Annotated in this window: 22 protein-coding genes; 8 read left to right on the top strand and 14 right to left on the bottom strand. The window is 38.2% G+C overall.

What is annotated here, in order from left to right; all coding sequences use genetic code 11:
* Window positions 1-19: 19 nt before the first annotated feature.
* Window positions 20-1,453, top strand: coding sequence for an ATP-dependent DNA helicase (locus OQ268_RS11710; protein ID WP_265856872.1), 1,434 nt, complete (start codon window positions 20-22; stop codon window positions 1,451-1,453).
* A 196-nt stretch (window positions 1,454-1,649) separates the two neighbouring features.
* Here OQ268_RS11710 and OQ268_RS11705 read toward each other — a convergent pair whose 3' ends face one another.
* Window positions 1,650-2,495 carry a CvfB family protein gene (locus tag OQ268_RS11705; protein ID WP_265856331.1) on the bottom strand — a complete coding sequence of 282 codons (846 nt, stop codon included), beginning with the start codon at window positions 2,493-2,495 and terminating at the stop codon, window positions 1,650-1,652.
* Window positions 2,496-2,687: 192 nt separating this feature from the next.
* Here OQ268_RS11705 and OQ268_RS11700 point away from each other — a divergent pair, with 192 nt between their 5' ends.
* Both OQ268_RS11700 and OQ268_RS11695 read left to right on the top strand, forming a co-directional pair.
* A complete protein-coding gene (locus OQ268_RS11700; RefSeq protein WP_265856330.1) occupies window positions 2,688-4,424 on the top strand; it encodes an ABC transporter ATP-binding protein in 1,737 nt (578 codons plus the stop codon).
* Complete coding sequence (locus tag OQ268_RS11695) at window positions 4,408-6,168, top strand: ABC transporter ATP-binding protein (RefSeq protein ID WP_265856329.1); 1,761 nt, start codon at window positions 4,408-4,410, stop codon at window positions 6,166-6,168. The genes OQ268_RS11700 and OQ268_RS11695 overlap by 17 nt, the downstream gene beginning before the upstream one ends.
* Here OQ268_RS11695 and OQ268_RS11690 read toward each other — a convergent pair.
* Window positions 6,133-8,226, bottom strand: coding sequence for a tetratricopeptide repeat-containing sensor histidine kinase (locus OQ268_RS11690; protein ID WP_265856328.1), 2,094 nt, complete (start codon window positions 8,224-8,226; stop codon window positions 6,133-6,135). The two genes, OQ268_RS11695 and OQ268_RS11690, sit on opposite strands and share 36 nt — an antisense overlap.
* Window positions 8,227-8,599: 373 nt before the next feature.
* Between OQ268_RS11690 and OQ268_RS11685 the strand changes: the two genes are divergently transcribed.
* On the top strand, window positions 8,600-9,040 hold the full coding sequence (locus OQ268_RS11685; protein ID WP_265856327.1) for a hypothetical protein: 441 nt from the start codon (window positions 8,600-8,602) through the stop codon (window positions 9,038-9,040).
* 11 nt (window positions 9,041-9,051) lie between these two features.
* Here the strand turns inward: OQ268_RS11685 and bioA are convergent, their stop codons facing one another.
* Window positions 9,052-10,305: an adenosylmethionine--8-amino-7-oxononanoate transaminase gene (bioA, locus tag OQ268_RS11680; protein ID WP_265856326.1), complete on the bottom strand. Its 1,254-nt coding sequence runs from the start codon at window positions 10,303-10,305 to the stop codon at window positions 9,052-9,054.
* 179 nt (window positions 10,306-10,484) lie between these two features.
* On the opposite strand from bioA, the gene OQ268_RS11675 reads away from it, so the two are divergent.
* Entirely contained in the window at window positions 10,485-11,273 is a 789-nt protein-coding gene (locus OQ268_RS11675; protein WP_265856325.1) for a phosphatase PAP2 family protein, read from the top strand.
* A gap of 417 nt (window positions 11,274-11,690) precedes the next feature.
* Here the strand turns inward: OQ268_RS11675 and OQ268_RS11670 are convergent, their stop codons facing one another.
* Window positions 11,691-12,344: a flavin reductase family protein gene (locus OQ268_RS11670; RefSeq protein ID WP_265856324.1), complete on the bottom strand. Its 654-nt coding sequence runs from the start codon at window positions 12,342-12,344 to the stop codon at window positions 11,691-11,693.
* Between the two features lie 230 nt (window positions 12,345-12,574).
* Here OQ268_RS11670 and OQ268_RS11665 point away from each other — a divergent pair, with 230 nt between their 5' ends.
* Window positions 12,575-13,648 carry a helix-turn-helix domain-containing protein gene (locus tag OQ268_RS11665; protein WP_265856323.1) on the top strand — a complete coding sequence of 358 codons (1,074 nt, stop codon included), beginning with the start codon at window positions 12,575-12,577 and terminating at the stop codon, window positions 13,646-13,648.
* 110 nt (window positions 13,649-13,758) lie between these two features.
* Window positions 13,759-15,924, top strand: a complete 2,166-nt coding sequence (locus OQ268_RS11660) for an outer membrane beta-barrel family protein (RefSeq protein ID WP_265856322.1) — start codon at window positions 13,759-13,761, stop codon at window positions 15,922-15,924.
* Window positions 15,925-15,941: 17 nt separating this feature from the next.
* Here OQ268_RS11660 and OQ268_RS11655 read toward each other — a convergent pair whose 3' ends face one another.
* The 5 genes from OQ268_RS11655 to OQ268_RS11635 form a co-directional block, all read right to left on the bottom strand.
* Entirely contained in the window at window positions 15,942-17,087 is a 1,146-nt protein-coding gene (locus OQ268_RS11655; RefSeq protein ID WP_265856321.1) for an FAD-binding domain-containing protein, read from the bottom strand.
* A gap of 3 nt (window positions 17,088-17,090) precedes the next feature.
* Window positions 17,091-17,372, bottom strand: coding sequence for a TIGR03643 family protein (locus OQ268_RS11650; protein WP_265856320.1), 282 nt, complete (start codon window positions 17,370-17,372; stop codon window positions 17,091-17,093).
* Between the two features lie 98 nt (window positions 17,373-17,470).
* Window positions 17,471-17,635 carry a DUF2256 domain-containing protein gene (locus OQ268_RS17880; RefSeq protein WP_265856319.1) on the bottom strand — a complete coding sequence of 55 codons (165 nt, stop codon included), beginning with the start codon at window positions 17,633-17,635 and terminating at the stop codon, window positions 17,471-17,473.
* 142 nt (window positions 17,636-17,777) lie between these two features.
* On the bottom strand, window positions 17,778-18,059 hold the full coding sequence (locus OQ268_RS11640; RefSeq protein WP_265856318.1) for a hypothetical protein: 282 nt from the start codon (window positions 18,057-18,059) through the stop codon (window positions 17,778-17,780).
* The gene (locus OQ268_RS11635; RefSeq protein ID WP_265856317.1) at window positions 18,060-18,407 is read right to left on the bottom strand and encodes a hypothetical protein; all 348 of its coding nucleotides are present in this window, start codon (window positions 18,405-18,407) and stop codon (window positions 18,060-18,062) included. It abuts the gene before it with no gap.
* 228 nt (window positions 18,408-18,635) lie between these two features.
* Here OQ268_RS11635 and OQ268_RS11630 point away from each other — a divergent pair, with 228 nt between their 5' ends.
* On the top strand, window positions 18,636-19,733 hold the full coding sequence (locus OQ268_RS11630) for a Gfo/Idh/MocA family protein (protein ID WP_265856316.1): 1,098 nt from the start codon (window positions 18,636-18,638) through the stop codon (window positions 19,731-19,733).
* Between the two features lie 74 nt (window positions 19,734-19,807).
* On the opposite strand, the gene OQ268_RS11625 is transcribed toward OQ268_RS11630, so the two are convergent.
* From OQ268_RS11625 to OQ268_RS11605, 5 genes are all read right to left on the bottom strand, one after another.
* Window positions 19,808-22,075, bottom strand: a complete 2,268-nt coding sequence (locus OQ268_RS11625; RefSeq protein WP_265856315.1) for a GH92 family glycosyl hydrolase — start codon at window positions 22,073-22,075, stop codon at window positions 19,808-19,810.
* 173 nt (window positions 22,076-22,248) lie between these two features.
* Window positions 22,249-22,569: a DUF983 domain-containing protein gene (locus OQ268_RS11620; RefSeq protein WP_265856314.1), complete on the bottom strand. Its 321-nt coding sequence runs from the start codon at window positions 22,567-22,569 to the stop codon at window positions 22,249-22,251.
* Between the two features lie 68 nt (window positions 22,570-22,637).
* A complete protein-coding gene (locus OQ268_RS11615; RefSeq protein WP_265856313.1) occupies window positions 22,638-23,051 on the bottom strand; it encodes a DUF6691 family protein in 414 nt (137 codons plus the stop codon).
* 8 nt (window positions 23,052-23,059) lie between these two features.
* Entirely contained in the window at window positions 23,060-23,617 is a 558-nt protein-coding gene (locus tag OQ268_RS11610; RefSeq protein WP_265856312.1) for a YeeE/YedE family protein, read from the bottom strand.
* A 95-nt stretch (window positions 23,618-23,712) separates the two neighbouring features.
* Entirely contained in the window at window positions 23,713-25,131 is a 1,419-nt protein-coding gene (locus OQ268_RS11605) for an MBL fold metallo-hydrolase (protein ID WP_265856311.1), read from the bottom strand.
* Window positions 25,132-25,144 lie beyond the last annotated feature (13 nt).

The raw sequence follows: 25,144 nt of genomic DNA, 5'->3' as shown, positions 1-25,144 counted from the left end.
TTCTAAAAGATTAAGTTTGATTTATAAAGACAAAAGCCAGCTTATAGCACAAGCATACCAGCATGAACCAACAAAAGAACAAATGCTTTTCTGTGAGCGGATGTCGCGGTTTTTGCAAGAGGATGATGAATATCGATGTTTTGTACTTAAAGGTTATGCCGGAACCGGGAAGACTACGTCAGTTGCTGCTCTTGTTAGTGTTTTGCCGAAATTCAATTTAAAGAGCGAATTACTGGCACCCACCGGTCGGGCCGCAAAAGTAATGAGTCAATATTCAAATAGGAAAGCGCTCACCATCCATAAAAGGATATACCGCAAACGATCTGCGGCCTCACCTGAAATGCAGTTTCAACTGGCACCAAATTTAGCTGAAAACACCATCTTTATTATAGATGAAGCTTCAATGATTGCTGATGAATTCAATGAAACAGGTTCTTCAATATTGAGGGATTTACTGGAATTTGTTTACAATTCTAAAAACTGTTTTCTACTTTTTGTTGGCGATACCGCACAGTTACCGCCTGTAGGAAGTTTAGACAGCCCGGCATTAAATGAAACGTATTTAAAGGATCATTTTGCGCTAACCATAACTGCTGTTGAGTTAAAGGAAGTGGTAAGGCAGGAGAAAAAGTCTGGAATTTTAGCAAATGCAACGATGTTACGTAACCAGATTGCTAAAAACCCTGAAAATCCACTACCTAAATTTCTGACTAAAAATTATAAAGATATTTACAACATGGCTGGCGCCAGATTAGTTGAGGGGTTAGAATATGCTTACCGCAAGTTTGGAATGGAAAATACGCTTGTTGTTTGCAGGTCTAACAAGTCGGCTAATATTTACAATCAACAAATAAGGGCAAGATTGTTATACCGGGAAGAGGAACTTACAGGCGGAGACCAGATTATGGTAGTACGTAACAACTATTTTTGGTTACCCGAAACGGAGGAAACAGCTTTTATTGCAAACGGCGATATGGCAAAGGTGATTAGGGTGAGGGGTGAGGAGGAACGGTATGGTTTCCGTTTTACAGATGCTACCTTAGAATTTTTAGATTTTCCATCTGCCGGGCAAATCAGTTGTAAAGTGATGCTCGATACACTAAACCTCGAATCGGCAAATTTACCATACGAGCAAAATAAAAAATTGTTTGACGGCTTAAATGAAGACTATAGTCACATCAGTAATAAACGTGAACGAATGTTAGCCATAAAACAAGACCCCTTCTACAATGCTTTACAAATTAAGTTTGCTTATGCGGTTACGTGCCACAAAGCTCAGGGTGGGCAATGGGAGGCTGTATTTGCAGATCAAGGATATTTAACGGAGGAGATGATAGATTTAGACTTTTTACGTTGGTTATACACCGCTGTAACGCGTGCAAAAAAAGAATTGTACTTGGTCAACTTTGCGCCACAGCTGTTCTCAAAAACTGCTCAGGAGGATTATTTCTAGTGTATCAAAATCAAGATTCAAAATCGGTTTAGAATTTAAACCATATAAGAACATATAAATCTTTTGCTGAAATGAAATACATCTTTCAGCATACCTGAATCAATTTAAATTCCTTATATAGTTTCCAGATCATTTTACGTTTGGATCATCATACCTAATCAACTAACCGTCAAAACTTAACTGTTAGAAATAAATCTTAATCTGCTTCTGTATCAGTAAGCAGCCTGATCGAATCATCAGAAAGCACAATTAGACGTTCTTTATAGAGCGATCCGATAGTTTTTTTGAAAGCACTTTTGCTAATCTGAAAACGGTGGTAGATTTCTTCTGGGGAACTCTTGTCGCCTAATTCGATAACACCCCCGCTTTTTTTCAATTCTGCGAGCACCATTTCTTTCGAATCCAGTATATGGCCATAACCACTTGGTTGCAAGGTTAAATCTATTTTGCCTTCTACCCTTATTTTTTTTATCCAACCTTTACGGAAATCTCCAACTTGGATATTATCAAAAACTTCATTGTGGTACAACAATCCAATATACATGTTATTGATAATGGCATTGTAGCCCAAATCGGTTTCTTCGGTAATCAGTAAACTTACCTCGTCGCCCTCCTCGAAATCGAAATTTTCTTCCTCAACAAAATCATAAAGTTTTGAAGATGCAAGCAAGCGATCGTTATTTTCATCTACATATAAGAATACAACATATTTGTAGCCCTTTTGCATAGGCCTTTTTTGTTCTCTTGCTGGTACATAAACATCTTTATCAATACCTAAATCCATAAAAACACCATCTTCGCCATCAGCAACAACCTTTAGGAAAGCAAAATCACCAACTTCGGCATAAGCCTTTTGAGTAGTTCCGGTTAAGCGACCATCTTTTTGGATATACACAAAGACTTTTACGTTATCGCCAATTTCCAACTCTTTAGGTACATATTGATATGGTAAAATCACTAACTTATCACCATCAGTTAGATTTAATCCTGCCTCTGTTTTACTTAAAACTCTTAATTCGTTGTATTTTCCTATTTCGATCATATGTTGGGTTAATCATTTTCTCCAATGATTATGTGCAAAGGTAGCAAGTTTAACTGTATCGGAAACTTTTCAGAACCTAAAATACACATGCCCATTTAGAGCTGGTACATTTAAAATGTAATTTGATGCATTAATGCTAAAACTATCCGGATATTTGGGTTAAATTTGATTTTTACAAGGTTTACACTTACCATGACAAATAACAAAGGAGCTAAAAAAGCGAGTGTTTTTAGCTTATTGGCATCATACAAAGGTTTAATTGCGCTACTTATTTTATTTGCGCTGCTTAGTAATGGGGTAAACTTACTGCTCCCGAAAATTATCGCTCACGGAATTGATGCATACACCAACCATACTTTCAATTTAAAATCCATTTTATGGCAGTTTGGCCTCGCTATAATCTTGGTATTTATATTTACTTACTTGCAGAGTATTGTCCAAACCTATGCCTCAGAACGGGTTGCGAAGGACTTAAGAACCCAATTGTCTGATCAGATTTCTAACCAGAGTCATGCTTACATTCTGGAAGCCAATCCATCAAAATTGCTCACTAATCTCACATCAGATACAGATTCAATAAAGATGTTTGTATCACAAGCTATCGTATCTCTTGCGTCATCAGTATTCTTAATTTTTGGAGCGAGTATTCTTTTGCTCATGATTAATTGGAAACTAGCCATCTGCATCATTGCCATCGTACCTATTATTGGCTTCGCATTCTTCTTCGTATTAAAAAAGGTAAGGGTACTTTTTATTAAAAGCAGGGAAGTAATCGACTGGTTGAATAAGGTAATTAGTGAGAGTGTTTTAGGGTCGGCACTTATTCGGGTAATCAATTCGCAACAGGTAGAATACAACAAATTTATAGAAGCAAATACGAAGGCAAAACACCTGGGGCTATCTATTTTACGTTTATTCGCCGGGCTTATTCCTATAATAGTTTTCATAGCAAATCTTGCCGGTTTAACCATTTTGGTATTAGGTGGGCATTTTGTAATCGATTCACAAATGAGTCTGGGAGAGTTTGCGGCTTTCAATAGTTATCTATCTCTTATCATATTTCCTATCTTAGTAATTGGTTTCATGAGCAATGTGATGGCCCAGGCAAGCGCTTCGTACCAGCGAATAGAAAGTGTATTAAATGCCCCACGAGTTGAACATCCAGGCACCATAACAAATGTTTTAAATGGATTAATTCAAATTGAAGATGTTTCGCTTACTATTGGTCAGAAGCCTGTACTTAAACATGTAGGGTTTACGGTAAAACCTGGTTCCAAAACAGCCATCATTGGTCCTACAGCTGCTGGGAAGACACAGCTATTATATTTGTTAACCGGCTTAATTTCCCCAAACTCTGGCTCCATACTATTTGATAACCAGGATATCAATGAATATCAACAGCAAAATTTCTACAAGCAAGTTGGGCTTGTTTTTCAGGATAGTATTATGTTTAATATGAGTATTAGGGAAAACATCGCTTTTAGTGATATAGTTACTGACGAGTCTTTATCTAAAGCGATTGAGACTGCAGAACTGAAAGACTTCGTAGCGTTGTTGCCAGAAAAACTAAATACCATTGTTTCTGAAAGGGGAAATAGCCTTTCTGGTGGACAGAAACAGCGGATTATGTTGGCAAGGGCCTTGGCTGTTAACCCAAAAATTCTATTTCTTGATGACTTTACCGCTAGGGTAGATACACAAACAGAAAGGCGAATTCTTCAGAATATTAATAAAAACTATCCTAATCTAACGTTGGTTTCTGTTACGCAAAAAATTGCTTCCGTAACCAGCTATGATCAGGTAATCTTACTAATGCAGGGCGAAATTGTGGCTTCAGGTACACACGAACATTTATTAGAAAGTAGCCTAGAGTACGTTCAAATCTACAAATCTCAGCAGAGCACAAGCAACTATGAACTACAATCTTAACAATCTCAATCAGCAGCTAGAAAAACCATCTACGTTCCAGGCGCTTAGGAGATTGCTCAAATTTATATCCGAAGAGAAAAAAACGCTATGGCTTGCGTTGGTAGCTATTTTAATAAATTCTGGTTTACTTTTAACTGGTCCGCTGTTGGTTGGTTACACGATAGACAAGTATATTCGCACCAAACAGTTTGAAGGTGTTCTAACGATGGGTGGAATTTTGCTTGTAGTGTATGCTATTGCCATGATTACTGGCTATATGCAAACCAAATTAATGGGTGGGGTAGGACAGCGGATGCTTTTCGGTTTGAGGAATGCGATTTTTAATAAATTACAAACACTGCCTGTTTCGTTTTTCAACCAGAACAAGGCGGGAGATTTAATATCGCGTGTTAATGCAGACACAGATAAGGTGAATCAGTTTTTCTCTCAATCGCTGATGCAGTTTGTGGGCAGTATTGTGACGATGTTTGGGGCTGGCATTTTCCTGCTTTCTATCAACCTCGAATTGGGTTCTGCCGCACTTTTGCCAGCCGTAATCATCGTTATTTTTACTTTAGCACTTTCACCTTGGGTAAAGCGGAGAAATGCCAAAAATCTAACAAGCGTTGGCGGATTAAGCGCAGAAATTCAGGAGAGTTTAAATAATTTTAAAGTTATCATCGCTTTTAACAGAAGGGATTATTTCAGGAAGCGGTTTGATCAGGCGAATGCCCAGAATTATAAAACTGCCGTGGCTGCGGGCTTGGCAAATAATGTATTTGTGCCCGTTTACGGGCTGCTGTCCAGCACAGCACAGCTGATTGTGCTTCTTTTCGGCATCTACCTCATCTCAAAAGGTAGTTTTACTGTAGGTTTGCTGGTAAGTTACCTGTCTTATTGTACAAACTTTTATAACCCATTACGCCAATTGGCTGCCCTTTGGACCAGCTTTCAAGTCGCAATGGCTAGTTGGGATAGGATTTCCCAAATCCTTGTGTTGGATAACGACCTTACTCAAATCGAACGCAAAGATTCGCCAACATCTGATACCTTGCTTGAGTTCAAAGATGTTTCATTTAGTTACAATGATTCTAAAGAAATTCTGCATAACATTAACTTACGCTTCGAAAAAGGAAAAACCTATGCTCTTATTGGTCCAACTGGCGGCGGAAAAACAACTACTGCTTCACTAATTGCCCGTTTATATGATGCTACTAAAGGTCAGGTTTTACTGAATGGCCACGACATTAGGACTTTCACTGATGAAGAACGTACGGAGAGAATAGGGTTTATTTTACAGGAACCTTTTCTATTTACTGGTTCTGTTAAGGACAATATCCTTTATGGAAACAAAAAATATCAGCATTTAAGTGATGAGGAGTTGAGCAAAATTATTGTCGATGCAAACCTGGATGGGTTATTATCTATCTTCGAAGAAGGATTAAATACCCAAATTAATTCTAATTCAGACAGCATTAGTTTAGGGCAGAAGCAGCTTATCGCATTTATGAGGGCTGTTTTACGTAATCCGGCATTACTCATTTTAGATGAAGCTACCGCAAACATTGATACCATTACTGAAAAATTATTAAGCAATATTTTAAAAAAGCTTTCCGAAGATACCACCTTGGTTATTATAGCACATCGATTAAACACCATTGAAAGTGCAGATGAGATATACTTTGTGAATGAAGGGGAAGTGCAGAATGCAGGATCTTTGCAGAACGCCCTAAACATGATTCTGGAAGGCAAGAGAACCAGCTAACTCTTTTTTATCTAACGGAAGTTTGAAAAAGAATATTGACCCTTTATTTTCCTGGCTTTCGAACCAAATTTTGCCGCCATGTGCTTCAATAATCTGTTTTGAGATGTTGAGGCCAATTCCGTGAGACTTTTCTCCACCCGTTCCTGGTCTTCTTACTTCATCCTGCAGGCTGAAAATCGTATTCTTCAAATGATCGGGTATTCCCATACCTTCATCCCTTACAGAAATGATCACATCTTGTTCTTGTAAATTCAACGTTACTTCAATTGTTCCACCTTCCTGACTAAATTTTACAGCGTTTGTGAAAAGGTTGCTAACCACACGCCAAATTTTTTCTCTATTAACGTTAATAAGGATTGGTTGGCTATTTAGAATAACGTGTTGTTTCTTTTCCAATGCCTTGTACTGGAGCAGGTTAATGCAATATTTCAATAGTGCGTCAAGATCTACAAGTTCTTTATCCAGCACATTCTTCTCTCCATTTTGGTTTAATAAATTGTTCACAAACCGAAGCGAATCGGTAGCCGATGATTTTATTAAGCTAACCATTTGATGGGCATCTTCCGAAAGTTTCTCGTCATCCACTATCAATGCAGCCAGATTCACTATTGCGCCAATGGGGCTTCTTAGATCGTGTGCAATAACCCTCATTACCCTATTGTTTTCATCGTGGCTTTTTTCCAGTGCATTTAATGCGATCTGTAGGTTCAGGTTTTGCTCGGTTATTTGTGTATTTAGTCGCTTTAAATTTTCGTTATTTCGCTTGGTAGTTCTCCAGCTACGCAATATCTGGTAAATAATGGCTCCGGCTAGAACCACAATTGCAGAGGTGAGTATCAAAAATATACTATTAAACTGACTTTCTTTTTTTAACAGCGACAGTTCATAATCTCGCTGCAGACTTACCAGTTGGTTACCATTGCTAAATTGGTTTAAGTTTCTTTCCTCCTGCATTATTTTTGCCTGTAACACCAAAAACCGCTGTTGCAGCAACCTTGCTTTTTGATATTGTTGAGTGATATTGAAGTAGTTTACACTCATCTCTAACCATAAGAGGGTAGTACTATTATCGTTAAGAATGGAAACCTCTTTTTCGTTTGCATCCAGAATTTGTTTGGTTTTGGCAAATTCACCCTGGTCGAAATAGAGTTTGGCAAGTCCCAAATATGCCTCAACCCGATTTACTGGCTCAGTGTTCTCTGCTTGAATATATAGAATGCTCTTTTGGAATAGTTTTTCAGCCTTTGCAAAGTTCCCACTATCTACATATACAACGGCCATATTCTTATAAAAAACTCCCTTCGCTAACCTTATATATGTCTTGTTTTTAAATTTGTGTTCATTTTTTGCGATGTATGCCAGCCCTTTCTGGTAGCAGATAAAAGCACTATCAGTCATTTTGACTTTTTCATAACTTAAGCCAGCATTACTTGCTGATTGTTGCGTCTCAACAAACGTGTCAAAATCGTTTACACAGGCCATTCTTTTTTGATAAGACTGATAGAAAAGCCGGGCAGCGTCTCTATACCTTTTTTGCTGGTAATTGATAAATGCAAGCCTGACAATAAAGCTAGCCTTATCACAATCGTAACTGAGTTGATCGGCAATTAACTTTGCTTGGTAGAAATTCTGGTAAGCTAACCCAAATCGTTTCATCTCAAACAAAATTTCCCCTTTAAAAAATATGGTATTGGCCATTTCTTTTTTAAAGGTCTTGTCAAGATCATGTTCTTCCAACATATTTATCATAGCGTCTGCTATTTTTAGTGCTTGTTGGAGCTGATATATACTTTTGGTTTCCTTGGCTTCAGTAAGTATTGCTTTGGAAAGAATTCTGTAATAATTCCATTTGTCGATAATGCCAGGATTATCTAACCGCTTAAATACCGAATCGAGATAGTGGGTTCCTTGCTTGTATTGCTTATGGATGTAATATACAGAAGCGGTATCATCATATGCTTTAAAGTTTGGATATTTCAGTTCATCCAATTGAGCCGATCTGTTTTTGCAGGCAAACAGTAACAGGCATGAACATAAGAGGATGCTAAAGCGTTTCATAGCGAGAACTTAGATTGATGGGAATGACCTTAACGATTAAAATGAAATCATGTAAACTAAACTATAAAAAAAACAGATTAAAAACAAACAAATATTTAATGGTGGATTAGACAACTAAAATTTGCTTTTAATCTTTAAATACCTGTAAAACAGTTGTTTGTAGTAGTGTTGTTTATTTTGTTTTGTGATAGAATATTTTGTAAACGAGAAGCACTATCGTATTGATAAAATATTTTTGCTTTTTTTAAAACCTTTTTGGTGAACCAATGTTGTGTAAATGTGTAAATGTTGCTTTACAACTTTCGATCATTTTGCAATTGAGCGATAAACTAAATCAACTTCATGATTACTTTTGAATGTTAAAAGGATATATATGAGACTATCGTTTTTTTTAGTATTAATCGTTTTGGGATTTACCCAGGTTAACGCACAATCGGTGCAGCCATCAATCGAAGCAAAGGTGGTATACAATGCCAGCCAAAATAATGTTAAGGGACTTAAGATCTTTCCTAAAATTAGCCTAGATAAGCGTAAAAATACCGACATAGTTGTTTATGCCAGTTTTTACATGGAAAACGGTGTTGAACTTAAGCAATTCAGCAAACTTTTTTGTTGCGAAGATGTGGCGCATACCACTGATATTAAGGAAGTAAAGCAAGGTGAAGAAGCGCAAACTTTTCTATTCATTCCTTATGATGGATTAAATCTTGCCGAAAACAAAGTTCACAAAGTTAAGTTCGATCTGAAAGTTTCTGGTTACGATATTGACATTCAGTCTGACAAAACTTACCATAGCATTATAAACTTATTATAGCATTAACTTCACTATTTTAAGTGTTTAATCCATTGGTTCATTACACCAATTACCTGCAAAAGCTCATTCTTTTCGATAACGTATGGAGGCATTAAATAGAGAATTTTGCCTATTGGCCGTAGCCATACACCTTGTTCGGCTGCATAGTTATTAAAACCAATTAGTACTTCTGCATTTACCATCTCTATTGCCCCAATCGCACCAATTACCCTCGTATCCTTAATAAATGGTGATGTTATTTTTTTAAATTCTTCAACAATAATTTTTTCGATTTCCGCTATTTTAGAAATGTAACCATGCTTTTGGATCAACTCGATACTTTTCAAGGCAACGGTGCACGCCAGTGGATTGGCCATAAATGTTGGTCCATGCATTAATGCTGTTTCATAATTTCGTCCCAAGAAACCGTTATAAACCATTGTGTTCGCCAGTGTAGCCGCATGCCCTAGGTAGCCGGCTGTCAACGCTTTTCCAACAACCATAATGTCTGGACTAACGCCTGCATGCTCGGCTGCAAACAGCTTACCTGTTCTGCCAAATCCTGTTGCCACTTCATCGAAAATCAATAAAACCTCATATTTTTCACATAGCTTTTTGATGGCACGAAGATATTCGGGCGAATAGATAATCATTCCACCTGCGCACTGAATAATCGGTTCCAAAATGAAGCATGCAATTTCATTTGCATGTTTTGTAAATAAAGCTAACACCTCATTTACTGCAATTTCAACTAATTTTTCATGGGCATAATATCCTCCATCTGGTGGCTGAACTAAAAACCCACGGTGTAACACCGTCTCAAATGCACTGGTAAAATCAGAGTCATCGCTGGCTTCCATTGCTTTAAATGTATCGCCATGGTATCCATTTTTTAAAGAAACGATTTTTGTTTTTCCAACTTTGCCTATGTTTTTCCAGAATTGGATCGCCATTTTCAAAGCTACCTCAACACCAACCGATCCGCTATCAGAAAAAAATACGTGGTTTAATCCTATTGGAGTTATCTCGCAAAGTTTATCCGCTAACGCAGTAGCTGGTTTGTGAGATAGGCCGCCTAACATCAGGTGAGCAACCTGGTCAACCTGTTGCTTAAGTGCCGCATTGATTTCTGGATGACTATAGCCATGTATCACTGCCCACCATGATGAAATTCCATCGATGAGGGATCTTCCATCGGATAAATTGAGGTAAACACCCCTGCCCGAATCCACCTCGAGAGGAACCTCCATGTTTTGCATCTGCTTGTATGGAAACCACAACTTCATTATCCTACTTTTAAGCTGCGAAGTTAGGCATTATTTTGTTTCTGAATTTTCGAAATGACTTTAAACAGTTATCACCATAATTAAATGGCATTCTGCTTTTCTTAACTTCAAGATTCCTCCATATTTATGGTTTAACTTCGAAAGTACCTTTTCTTGGATTCATCCTAAAACCATTCGTCATGCGTAAATCGCTTATTTTCATAGTTGCCATCAACCTTATCTTTACAAATGGTTATGCACAACGGCAGGAGCTAATAAATTCGACTCCAATTGATAGCAATAGCCAACTTCAAGATGAATTTGTCAAATCTCGGAAATTTGGTGTTGCTTCATTTGTGATACCAACTGTATTTATTGGCTATGGTTTTTTTGCCCTATCCAATAAAGGTTTTGCAAAGGAGTTAGATTTAAGTACCAAGGCCGAATTACAAGAAGATCATCCACTCTTTGCTGCACATGTTGACGATTATTTACAATTTAGTCCGGCAGTTGCCGTGTATGCGTTACAATTATCCGGTTTAAAAGGGGAACACAATATCTTTGACTCATCAATCCTCTATGCTACTTCAGCAATTGTGATGGGTATATCTACGCACATTGTAAAACAGGCTGCCGGGCGCAACAGGCCAGATGATAGCGGCACGAACTCATTTCCATCCGGCCACACGGCATCGGCTTTCATGGCTGCAGAATTTCTCCATCAGGAATATAAAAACGTTAGCCCATTTATTAGTTATGCAGGCTATTTCGTTGCCACATCTACCGGTGCACTCAGAATGTATAACAACAAGCATTGGCTGAGTGATGTAATAGCAGGAGCAGGTTTCGGAATCGCTTCTACGAAAATAGCTTACCTTGTTTACCCTTATGTAAGGCAGTTATTTCATAACAAGGCCGCCAAAAATGTGACATTTATGCCATACCATGCACAATCATTAAACGGCTTGTTTTTATCAATGAGATTTTGACGATATTATTTTTGCGTGTTTGAAACCAATATCCTTAAATGTTTCAGGAATTTATTAACTTAGGGTTGCCAAAATGCCGGTAAAAGTAGATTAAACCACTTGTTCTGTAGATACCGCATTCTTATCTTGATGAAAAATGATTTACTTTCGTTGCCAATAAAACTATCTCTTTATTATGAAATTAAAGGAATCGTCTAAATTAGTTACCACATGCCCCGCTTGCCCAAAATGCAAAAATAGCGAAACGAGTAGGGTGCCAAGAGGCTTTCTTTTTAAAACAATTTTACCCTTTATTGCTATAAAGCGTTATAAATGCTACCGTTGCTTTAACAGGTTTTATGTTATGTAGTTTGTAGCGATCTTAAATAAAACCATTAAGGAAATAATTAGCTTCAAGACACTTCATTTTCAACGCTCTTAAATATTTCCTTTCCCTTTTGAAATTTGCGTTAATGGTCGGTCTGGCTTTGCGTAGCTAAATCTTGCAATAGGTGTTGTGGCATAGTAGCTATCTAATCCCGCAACGGTTATTGTTCCTGCCAGGTGATGATCAACAAATCCGTCGGCCGCTACTAAATCCTCATTTAGCTGGATCCGCACAATTTCTCCAATAACCATGGTGGTGTCATTCGCTTTTATAGGAATAATCTCTTTTACTGACAGGCCGATTTTCACACTCGATTCGGCCACAAATGGCGCTTCGAAATCGGGGATGTAATATTCTGTTAACCCACATTCCACAAACTCAGAAAAACCACTTTCGTACCTGGCGCTGGTTTGATGAGCTTTGTCTACAAAAGATTGCGTTACGTTGTTAAGCGTGTATATCCCGGTTCGCTTGATGTTAGTTAAGGTGTCATGGTCGGTAGACTGCGGTCTGAAGATGACACCAAGAAGTGCTGGCGAAGCACCCAAATGAAAGATTGAATTGAAAAGACCCAGGTTACTGTGGCCATTATCGCTAGAGGTTCCAATTAACTGCAGGCATTTAAATCCGGGCAATGAATTAATCAATGTTGCCCGGTATCTCTTTTCCATTTGGCCGATGATGGCATTGGTTATGTCAATCATAATTAATCCTTGAATTATAAGTGTATTTATATACTAATTAGAAAGGTAAAAGTACATAAATGAATTATCAATCTATTTTAGCGAAGCCAAAATTTTACTTATTTTAGGATATGCTTTTCCAATTTAGCTTTCAAAGTAGCGTACTTCTCATTTTTTTCTTCCATATCCTGGTCTATTGCTTCCTTTTTTTTAAACGTGGCATCAAACAGGGTCAATACGCAGATAAATTAATGGGCTTCTTTTTGCTGGTTGCCGCAATGCTAATTGTACCTTACATGGTTGGCTTTGCAGGCTGGTATGATAACCAACCCTATCGCGATATCTTATTCTTCGTACCTTTTGTACATAGCCTGTTCATAGGCCCGGTACTGTATTTTTACATCATCTCGATATTTAATTATGAATTTAGAATAACAGGTATTAAGATGCTGCATCTTCTGCCTGGAATCTTATATTTTGTATATGCTACCGGTACTGGACTAATCGATTTTTTCGTTTTTGATCGATACAACCTTACCAATGAATATGAGGATCCTGATTTTGCATCATGGTACAAATATTTATCTATCGGCAGTGTTTTTTTCTATTTGTTTCTTGCCATTAGGTACTATCATCAATACAAGAAATATGCTGTAATTGCTACATCTTTTGCAGATCAAGCAAGTATGAAATGGCTAAGGACCTTCCTTTATACCTTCGCGATGATTAGCTTAATGCCTTTAATTGAGACTTTATTATCCAACTTCGATTTCTTTACACGCTTGAGATACTTTGGGCCGTGGTATTATTTCTGTGGCTTTGCTATTGTAGTGTATTACATTGCTATTAACGCTTACCAAGCAGTTTACCTGCCACTGTACAAAATTCAGTTCAACCCTCAAATGCTTGAGCCCTTTGAAACAGTTGAAGTGAAAGAAGAAATCAAAGAACAATCCATCAGCTTGGTGAGCGAAGACAGCAAAAAAACAAGCGAAAAGATGATGCTCATAAAGAATGGATTGATCACCTTAATGGAAGATGAGTTGTTATTCGAACGTTCGGACCTTACATTAACAGAAGTAGCCAGAAAGCTAAATACAAATGCAGTTATCTTAAGTAAGGCCGTTAATCAGCAGTTTGGCCTTAACTTTAATGATTTTATTAATCAATATCGTGTAAATGCGGTAATCAGAAGATTGGCTCTTCCTGAGTTTAAAAACCAAACGTTACTGGCAATAGCATTCGATGCCGGTTTTAATTCTAAGGCAACCTTCAATCGGAGTTTCAAAAAATTTACTGGAAAAAACCCAAAGGAGTATCTTTAGAAATTGTAGGGTATCATATCATAATTTGAGACGTATTATTTAGGCTTCAGATTATAATGTGAAGCGATAGGCTATGTTTAAAAGGAGAATTTCGTTGGAAAAAACAGCATATGAAACGCTCTTTAATCATTTTAATTTGCTCTGCATTGGCTACAACCGCAATGGCACAAAAGACTGATAGTAGCAAAATCCTGAAGGATAGTATTAAAACCTACCTGTTGAAAGATGTAACCATCAAGAATAATACGCCAGCTATTCAGGTGAAAACTGACAAGGTATTATTAAATGTTGAAAGCATTGGCGATGCCGCCGGTCTTAATGCCTTAACCTTAATCAGGCGTATGCCAGGCGTAATGGTAGACGGGCAAGATAATGTTAAGATTAGTGGCAAGAGTGGGGTGCAGGTATTACTAGATGGCAGAATGCAAACGCTAAATGCTCAACAGCTTACCGCGTTATTGAAAGGAACGTCTGGATCTAATCTAAAAGCGATTGAACTCATTACCAATCCCTCTGCTAAGTACGATGCTGCTGGGAACGCAGGAATTATTAACCTTGTTTTCAAAAGATCGACCATTAATGGTACTAAAGGAAACGTAAACTTGGGTTATCAGCAGATGACACATTACAGGCAAGATGCGGCCTTAAACCTCACAAGTAACTACAATAAATTTAACGCCTTCCTGAATGCAAATCTTGATAACAGTTTGCAATATACTGCTGTAAAAAGTTTTAGATTAGCGAACAATAACACATTAGAACAAAGCGGAATTGAAAGACAGGGCTATAGCAACTCATTCGGACGTGTGGGGCTAGATTATGCTTTAAATGAAAAACACAAGTTTGGGGCTATTTTAAACTACCAGCGCACATGGAATGACTTTCCTTCTGATGCGAGCACAAATATCTATGGAAATAATCCTGATTTACTATTGACTAAAACCATAGCAAGCCTAACTGAAAATCGCTATTCAGCAAATATCCATCATCAATACCTTCAAAAACAAGACCATCAGCTAACGATAGATCTGGATTTAATGCGCTATAGCTCTGGTTTAAACAATGAGGTTAAGAATATTTTCCTAAACAGTGGATTAAATACAAGTGGAATCAACTATACAAAAACAATTATTAATTTGTTTGCCGTCAAAGCAGATTACAATTGGAAAACCAAACAGGGTTCATTTGAATCTGGATTTAAGTTAGCTTCTAGTAAAACCAAGAATGTATTAAACGCTTTAAGCGATGATGAAATATTAGGTAGCATTGCAAGCTTTAATAAATTTAATTATCAGGAAAAGATAGTTGCAGCCTACGGAAATTTCCAGCAAAGATACGGCAAATTTGAACTTCAAGTTGGTTTAAGAGCTGAGCTTACAGATATGAACGGGCGTTCTGTGAATGAGCTTGATGCAATTTTCAGCTTGCCTGATAGCGTTTATATAAATTTCTTTCCAACTTTATTTGTTCGATATCAAATTAACGAGGAGCAGAGTGTGGGCTTGGCATATGGTAAAAGAATAAATCGGCCATCTTTCCAAGATCAAAACCCTTACCTCTATCGAACCGACTATTACTATGCTTCCAGGGGTAATCCATTACTATTGCCTCAATTTACACAAAACCTTGAATTAGACTACACTTTCAATGGCCAGAGTCAACTAAAACTTGGCTTCAACACAACCAGAGATCTAATTGAAGTGATACGTACACAAACCGGCGATCAAATGGTGGAGCTTCCGATAAATGCCGGTCGGCGCAGCTACCTTGAATTAAGTTTAAGTACACCATTCAAATTATCGAAAATATTGTCTGGCTACTTTTCTGCAACGCCATACTACCAGTTTTATAAGGCAGACCTAAGTAAGTACGACGGGTTAGCAATGATCAATAATGGTGGAATGGGGTTTAACGGATATATAAGCAATACATTGCGACTAGGCAACGGCTGGAATTTTGGTTTGAGCAGCTGGTATAATTTTGCCAGTCGATCTTCTATCTACCGAACCAAGGCCATTTATAGCGTAGATTTCTCCATAAAAAAATCACTTCTAAAAGATAGGCTTGCCTTGAATGTTGCAATGCGTGATATTTTTAATACCCAAAGGTGGCAGCAGCATGCTGTTTTAGGCATCGTAAATGTAAATAGTGCCAGAAAATGGGAGAGCAGGGGACTATATATGGGGATAAACTATAATTTCGGCAATAAAAAATTAAAATCACTGGATGAGCGAAGCAAAGCAAGCGAACAAGATCGAATCAAAACTAAGGGGTAAATCTTGCCAAAAGAAGGTTACGATTTTAGCTTTAATTGTTTCTTACACTGTTTCCAGAAGCTGAAAAATGAAGGGTAATAACCTGAAACGTCGGGGTATATCCAATCGTAAGCATCTTTTGTTCCAGGATAATATGTAAACGCTGGATGAGCCTTTGAAATAAAGCCTTCACTCATTTTCCCATCATTTAGTGAAGCCAATTCACTGATTTCGCCGGTGAAAACTTGTATGCGAGGGATATTTGAAGCTAATTTTAAAATGAAATCAATCACAAGATTGCTTACCGGATATTGGCTAAAGTGGCTAGGCTCTAATAACAGAACCCGATTTACATCTTCATGTTTTCGCCATTCAGGATCAAGGTTGTAACTGTTATATATCAACGTCGGTTTTTCTACGTTTAAGATTGGTTTCTCGGGAGCAGGAAGAATGGTTGTAAGCTTAAGGCTTGTGTTTTCCTTTAGCGTTGGTGGCACATCCAGCTCTGGTAGTTCATCATAGGGATGATCTAAAAATGTGTTTTGCTGATTGGAGTTTGTGTATTTATTAACATTTTCTTGATTGAAATAATATTTCTTGGAAGAAAAGGCTCCTGCTACCCATTGCCAACTGCAAGTATTGCTGGCTAAATCTCCATCCAGTAGGTGATAATAAAGCCACTTGGATGGGTTTAGCCAATAGGCTTTAGCCGTATTGCATGTAAGTGAGGCCACATACATACGCATATGATTGTGCATGTATCCATACTTGTAAAGTTGTTTTATCTGTAAGTCAATGGCCTCAATTCCGGAATTTGCCTGTTCAATTCCACTAACTTGGTTATGGTGTAACACCCCTGGCTGCGGCTGCTTCAGGTCTTCAAATATTAAGTTGCCCTTTGCTTCCCACACACGCTGAAAGTATTCTCTCCACGCAAGCTCCTGTAAAAACCGTTCAATGTCTAACGCGGAAAATCCTCTACTCAATACTGATTCCTGCACTTGTTTTACAGTGATAACGCCTCTAGATATATAGGGCGATAAAAATGTAACATCCCCATTAATAAAGTTTCTGGTTTTAATATACCTAACGGGATCAATCCGTTCTATTCGTTCCAGAATTTGATCGTAATCTGTTGGAAAAGTTAGTTCCCGAGATCTACTGCCTGTTTGAGAAAATGGCATAAGCTATCTTTTGCTGATTTTATTATTGCTGATTGCCCGTTGACGTGAGCATTTAAACCGTGAAACTTCAGACGTCCTTAGGGCTTCATGCTTTGTAAAGCGGCCTTTGGTACGTGTTCGCCATAGCTTAAAACTATTGGCTTTCATCTCCCTACGCATTAGTGCAATAACAGCTTTTTCTCCTAAGCCAAACTGTACTTTAATAGCGTCGAAGGTGGTACGGTCTTCCCATGCCATTTCAATGATCCGGTCGATGTCTCTTGTACTTAGTTCAATATCATTCATATATAAAATTCCCACTAATTTTGATGCAAATTAACTAATTCAGGGTGAGGTCTATTTCCTGTTACGCATTATTACTTTTAACCGACTATCTAGAAACGTTATTCACGATAAGCATCGACTTGGGTAGGTTTTTGGTTTCTGCATTTTTCGCTGCAATATTTAACCTCTTCCCAAACTTTGGCCCATTTCTTACGCCAGCTGAAAGGCCTATTGCAAACCAGGCAGATCTTGGTCGGAAAATTTTCTTTTTTAATCGTTTTCAATTATATCTTAAGAGTTGGTGAATACATACTAAAAGAAAGATATGAGGTTTAGCTACTTGGAACATACGCTATTAATTACTTATGGTAAATTAAACCCAAACCAACCTTAAACTCATCGCACATAATTTCCGAGAAATGGAGTTTAGTGATATTCAAACATCAACTTATCGCCTTCGGTAAACAAATAAGTAGTTTGGTTGGCTAAATAATTATGAATCGGATACTTGCTGTCCATATCTTTCAAAGATGCAACCAAATTTCGGGTTACCATCTGCAACGTTTTTTTGTAAATAATACGCTTTTCTTTTAGATCGGTAATTTCTACTTCATTGATTAAAGCGTCTATATCTTGGTCGATATTGTGAATCTTGTTAAGCAGCTCGATGTAATTGTTGAACTGTTCCTGTATTGATAATTTGCTCATTTAAACTGTTTTCTCTTCTATTGTAATTGCACCACCACAGCATCCGATGATCACTTCATCGCCGTCTCGTCTATCTATAACGCGAACTTTGGTATTTATCTTACATAACTGCTCTACTAATAAATCTTGCGCTTTCGTCCATTCTTGCGACAGTTCCAGCAGGTACTGTTCTTTTCGTTCCAATTCTATACAGGCAATTAAATGTTCATCTGCCTGTGCTGCAGAGATGGAATCTTTCGATGATTGATCTGGTACCTGGGCATCTTGCACAGCCTTTTGTGCCTGTGCCACCTCGATCGAAAGGTCTTCATATTTATCAAACAAATCTTGAATTCTTTGCGTTCCCATTTTTATACAACCAAAAATTTTAGCCAATGTTTTATGCAATAAATCATTTAATATCCCCAGGTAATGGTACCTTTTTAATTCCAAAAACGGTGGCTTAAAACAGTGTATTTTGCATAGCCAGTAAACAGACCGATACCAAAGTGGTAATCTGTAATATTTTACAAGCAATTCATTTTCCTTTGAGAATTAACTCTACCTTGAGGACATTTCTAATATCATTAAATAAGTATGAATTTACAATCGAAATTTGGGAGCTTACTAACCATAGCTTTATCGTTTTTTTTATTTGCCGCTGTAAGTGCACAGACCAAGTTGAACGTTGCAATTGCGGGTCTTAGTCACGATCATATTTACCTCATTATGAGCAGTTATCAGAAAGGAGAAGTGAATATTTTGGGCATTGCAGAATCTAACCCTGTGCTCATCGAGCGGTTTAAAAAGCGTTATTCCCTTCCTGATAGTTTGTTTTACAATAACCTACAAGCTTTATTAAAGAAACATAAACCCGATGCGGTATTGGCCTATAACCCAATAGCTGAACACCTATCGGTTGTTGAAACTGCGGCTCCACTTGGTATCTCGGTTATGGTAGAAAAACCTTTAGCAGTAACGGTAAAGCAAGCAGATCGAATTGCGGCACTTGCCAAGCAGTATAATATTAAAGTGCTTACCAATTATGAAACCACATGGTACCCAAGCAACCAGGAAGTATATCAAGACATCAAAAAAGATAACAAATATGGTTCAGTAAGAAAAATGATTGTACATGATGGCCACCAGGGACCAAAGGAAATTGGGGTGAGTAGTGAGTTCTTGGGCTGGCTAACCGATCCAGAAAAAAATGGGGGTGGGGCTTTAGTTGATTTCGGATGTTATGGTGCTAACTTAATGACTTGGATGATGGACGGAAAAGCACCAAAATCCGTTTCGGCTATTACTCATCAAATTAAACCTGATGTTTATCCTAAAGTAGATGATGATGCTACTATTTTGCTTGAATATGGAGATGCTACAGGTATAATTGAGGCATCATGGAATTGGCCTTTCAGTATTAAAGACTTCGAGGTATTTGGTGATAAAGGATATGTTCAGGCCGTCAATGATAAAACCTTGAGATCTAGAAGCAACGCCGGATACAACTTATACCAGGCAAAACCCTTACAGTCGGCCAATAGCAGCAGTTTATCCTATCTCTCCGCTGTACTTAGCGGGCAAATCGATAGTTCAAAAGATCTTTCGGGGTTACCCAATAATCTTCTCGTAGTAAAGATTTTAGAGGCAGCTAAGCTATCTGCCAAAACCGGCAAAAAAGTTGACATTAAATAACAGCCTTTCAAAGCTGCACCTCTTCCAAAGATAAGTGCAGCTTTGCATAAACTTCTCGATTCGCATTAGGTACATTACTTCATTTCAAACGATGGGGGTGTAGCCGCTTCACTCGCAGCCCAAGTCTTATTAGGTTTCCTGCCCATTATCAATTCCAGTTTGCCTCCTTTCATTAAATCATTGTGTGAAAACCAAGATTGATCCCATATTTTACCATTGAGTTTGGCTGACTGGATATACTTATTATCTGGAGCATAATTTTGGCAGTCTACTTCGAATTTTTTGCCGTTTCCTAAATCAATTTTTACATTTTTAAAGGTTGGGCTACCGATAACATACATTGGTAAACCTGGAGTTATTGGATAAAAACCAATCTGCGAAAAAACAACGAATGATGTCAAACCGCCGCCATCTTCATCACCAGGGATACCCATTAAATCGTTTCTAAACCATTGCGTTAATAAGCTACGAACCCGTTTTTGCGTCCTCCAAGGTTGCCCTGCGTAGTTGTATAAATAAGGGATGTGCATGGCAGGTTCATTACCCATAGAAAACTGACCGACATTACCGGTATGGTCCGGGAGTTGGCTGTAGAAATCAAAGCGGCTTTTTCCTAAGGATGTATTGTACATCTTTTCGAGTTCATCTACGAAAGCCTCTTTGCCACCAATCATTTTTACCAGGTCTGCAACATTGTGTAAAACATCCCAGCGATATAACCATCCATTATTTTCATCGTAGGTTTCTCTTGCACCTAATCCGCCAGAGAAACGATAATCTAAGGGTTTTATAAAAGCACCATTTGCGTCTTTCGGGTGAAAAAATTTCGTTTCTGGGTTAAAAACAGTTCGGTAACTTAAACTTTTCTCTAAAAACATTTTCGCGTCGTCTTTTTTACCCAATTGCTTCGCAATATTTCCGAGACACCATTCATCGTAAACCGTTCCTAATGTTACTGCGATTGGCTGGCGCTTTTCGAAGCCATGTACTTCTGGTGCATTTTCCTTTTCACCTGCTGGCAAGGCCGGAAAATAGCCATTATCTTTAAAAAACTGATCGAGCACGCCAGCTTTCTTGGCCGACCATGGGGATAGTGTTTTCTCGGTAATGCCAGCCTTGCAATATGCATAGGCTTGTTCCAGATCAAATGAGCGCAGGCCTTTATTGTAAGCATCTATAACAGTTGCTACGCCGTGGTTGCTATTCATCCTTCGGCTATCACCCGTAACCTCTGGGAAGGTAGGCATCCAATGATCGTCCATCTGTTGTGCCATACGAAGGTAGGAGTTAATCATATCACCTTCCATTTTTGGCTCAATAATTACCCGAAGGGGATGGGTAGCCCTGTAAGTATCCCAGATCCAATCATCAGTGTAAAAAGGTTTGCCATTGTCGCTGTGGATTTTTCCATCAAATGCGCTAAAATATTGCCCATCTTCAGAGATGTTAATCATCCTTTCGTAAGTACGATAAAGGGAAGTGTAAAAAATGGTTTTGGCGTTTTCTTCTGCTCCTTCAACCTTTATTTTTCCAAGGCTTGCATTCCAAATTGCTTTGCCTTTTTGCGCTACATCACTTAAGTTGTAATCTTTTATCTCTCTGCGTAGGTTTTGTTTTGCTTGTGCTACACTAATAAATGAAACACCATACCTGGCTTTAATTTTTGAAGTATTGGTAGGGTACTGCAATAGCAAATAAGCATTTTGGCCGTTAGCAACTGTTTTATTGGTATTAATGTTAGCACCATCATGTGTTCCAACTTTAATTGGTGTTAAATCAGTTTCTAGATAAATATAAACCTTTGTGTTATTACCTATTTTTTGGAAACCACTTACGCTTTTGGCATCAGCGGTTAATTCTCCATCTCTGGTATTTAAAACCAGATATGGTGGAAGTTTGGTTTGGCTAAAATCTATTTGGTAAATGCCCGACTGGTGCGACGGTGCAAAACCGACGTGGATACCAAAATCGTCTAAATCTACTTCATAATAATAGGGCTTTATAATTTCATTGTCGTACCCAAACCGAACCGTACTCTTAATGTTTTTTACATCACCCTGAAACGGACTTAAGTTGAATGCAGAACTTCCTCGATGGCTGGTAATAACTAAAGGTAGGCCGCTCATTGTGTTGCTGGTATAGCTATCGCGTTCAGGATAAAACCGAAGCATGCTATTAGGCAAGTGTACAGTAGGGTATGTAGGTACCAGTAAGTGACTTATGTTTCCGATATAGGGATTTACATAATCTACAGGCATTTTGGCCACCTGCGCAATAGCGCATTCAACTGTTGCCAATAAGCTATTGCCAACAATCAATGTAGTGTATAAAAAATTTCTCATGGTTTGCTCGTGTATTGAAAAACCAAATTTAAAATTTTTCCAGGGTGATAGACAGTCTTGTTGATGCCTATACTGTAACAAAACTATGGTAAAGTAAAACGATTTAGATATAAACTGATGGAATATAAAATATGGGTTTGGCAATTTTTATTAAGATTTAACAAGACTATTTTTCAGCAATGCTCACCTGCATTTTTATTATATTTAATAGGAGAGAGCACATGTAGCAGGATGGTTCGTGCATACCTATAATTGAATGTAAATAGCAAAATTACTGGGGCAATGGTGGTTGCGATAATTGCCCATTGATCTTCCTCACCAAAAATCATAAACGCTATAATACCCGCATTCACGAGCTCAGCCACAATGAAAACATAGCTCACATACATTGCACCAATAAAAAAACCAGGCTCTATTTCATAGCTTAGATTACAGCAGCTGCACTTGGTATTCATCTCATCATATTTCCAATGAAACATAGAATGTTTGAACATTTTTCCTTTTCTACACCTGGGGCACCTATGGTTGATGATTGCACTAAGTTTGGTCATGAGCTATGGATTTAGTGGGGTAACTTATTTTTAACTGTTCCATAAAGGTACGTTCCGAGCAGGGCGCCGATAATTACGATTGCCATGCCAGCATACCCGCTTCCTAAATTAACAAACATAGGACCCGGGCAAGCACCTGTGAGTGCCCAACCTAATCCAAAAATGATGCCACCTAAAATATATTTGGTATAGGCTTTGTCTTTTTCATGAAAAACAATCGCGCTTCCAGTAGCATCTTTTACATTAAATTTTTTAATTAGCCGTACAGCAATTATGCCTAGTACAACTGCAGTACCGATGATGCCGTACATATGAAACGACTGAAAACGGAACATTTCTTGTATTCTATACCATGAAACAGCTTCTGATTTGTTCATGATGATCCCAAAAATTGTTCCGGCGATAATATACTTTATATATTTCATGGTATGACTTAGAAGATAAGTGGGATGATAAAAAATGTCATGATGAGTCCGCCAATGAAGAAGCCAATGACAGCGACCAAAGAGGGTATTTGCAGATTTGAGAGCCCAGAAATTGCATGTCCTGATGTGCATCCACCAGCATAGCGAGATCCAAAACCAACCAGTAAGCCACCAATCAGTAAGATAGCGATCGTCTTTATATCTTTCATCGCGGCCAGCGAAAACAAACTTGACGGGTTAAGTCCACCATCGAATCTTACACCTAACTGATCGAGATCTTTAATTGTTTCTGGCGAGAGTTTTAAAGGTGAAGGCGTACTCAGGTAATTGGTAGCTATAAACCCACCTAATATCGATCCCACTAGGAACATCAGGTTCCAAATTTGGTTTTTCCATTCGAAATCGAAAAATTTGACACGTTTCCCTGCCCCAGCCATGCTGCACATCGTGCGCAAATTAGAAGAAAAGCCAAATGATTTACCAAAAAAAATTAAGACGAGCATAACAGCGATAATCATGAAGCCCGAAAAATACCACGGCCAGGGCTGTTTGATGAATTCAATCATAATGACTTTATAGGGTTAATTGCCGACTAACGTAAGTTGTACTCAAAAGTAATGTTTTACAGCCCGCAGAATGAAATGTGTTAAATTTTAAATGTTTACTTTACTGTCGTGGGACAAACAAAAGCCGTTACAGGAATTTTCTCGGTTTCTTTAATTGCTTTTAAACCGCCAGATACATCAACTAAGTTTTGGTAACCCCTTGCACGCATAATTGAATTAAAAATGACAGATCGGTAACCGCCAGCGCAGTGAACAAAATAGGTTTCATGCTTATCTACTTTGTTAAAATTATCGTTTATATAATCTAGCGGAAGATTGATAGCACCCTCAACATGCTCGCTTGAAAATTCTTTCTCTTTTCTAACATCTATAATATTACACGATTTGGATTTCATTAAGGTTGCCAAATTTTCAGGGGCAATGGACTCAATCTCGTCGGTTACCTTGCCAGCACTTTTCCAAGCCTCAAAGCCTCCATCTAAGTAACCCAATGTACCATCGAAGCCAACTCTTGATAGGCGTGTTAAGACTTCTTCATTCCTGCCATCTTCGTTTACCAGCAAAATTGGTTGTCTGATATCAGGAATTAATGTGCCCACCCACGGTGCAAAGTTTCCATCAATACCGATGTTGATTGCATTTGGAATAAACCCCTTTACAAAAACTTCGGGTGCTCTGGTATCTAAAACCAAGGCGCTGGTTTCATTTGCAATCTGCTCAAATGCCGTTGGATTCAATGCCTGCATACCTCGTTTCATTACCTGCTCAAAGCTATCGTAACCATGGATATTCATCATTACATTTTCGGGGAAATACGCAGGTGGGGGTAAGAGCCCCTGCGTAACCTCTTCAATAAATGCTGCTTTCGACATGTCTGCTCTTAATGCATAATTGGTTTTTTTTTGGTTGCCAAGTAGGTCTGATGTTTCCTTACTCATATTTTTTCCGCATGCGCTACCGGCTCCATGTGCAGGATACACCACAATGTCGTCGCTTAAGGGCATAATTTTATCTCGAAGCGAATCGAATAGGTAACCTGCCAGCATTTCTCTAGTTAGTTCACTAGCTAGTTTTTGTGCCAAATCTGGTCTACCAACATCCCCGATAAATAGTGTATCACCAGAAAAAAGTGCAACTTCCTTCCCAGATTCGTCGCTGGCAAGAAAACAAGTGCTTTCCATGGTATGGCCAGGTGTATGTAATACTTTAATCCTGGCAGCCCCAAGTTCCAGAATCTCTCCATGCTTTGCAGAATAGAAGTCGAAATCTGGCTTAGCATTTGGTCCATAAACTATTAATGCCCCGCTTTCCTTGGCAAGGTTGAGATGCCCTGAAACAAAATCGGCATGAAAATGAGTTTCCAGTACATATTTTATTTTTGCACCCCTTTTTTCAGCACGGGCAAGATAAGGCTCAACCTCACGTAGCGGATCGATAATGGCAGCCACCCCATTACTTTCAAGGTAGTATGCTCCCTGTGCCAAGCATCCTGTATAAATTTGTTCTATTATCATGATGATGTGTTTA

It is taken from the genome of Pedobacter sandarakinus, from assembly GCF_026240095.1.
In the GTDB taxonomy this organism is placed as follows: Bacteria; Bacteroidota; Bacteroidia; order Sphingobacteriales; family Sphingobacteriaceae; genus Pedobacter; species Pedobacter sandarakinus.
The sequence above is the reverse complement of the archived record's forward strand: the minus strand, read 5'-3'. Positions and strand labels throughout refer to the sequence as shown.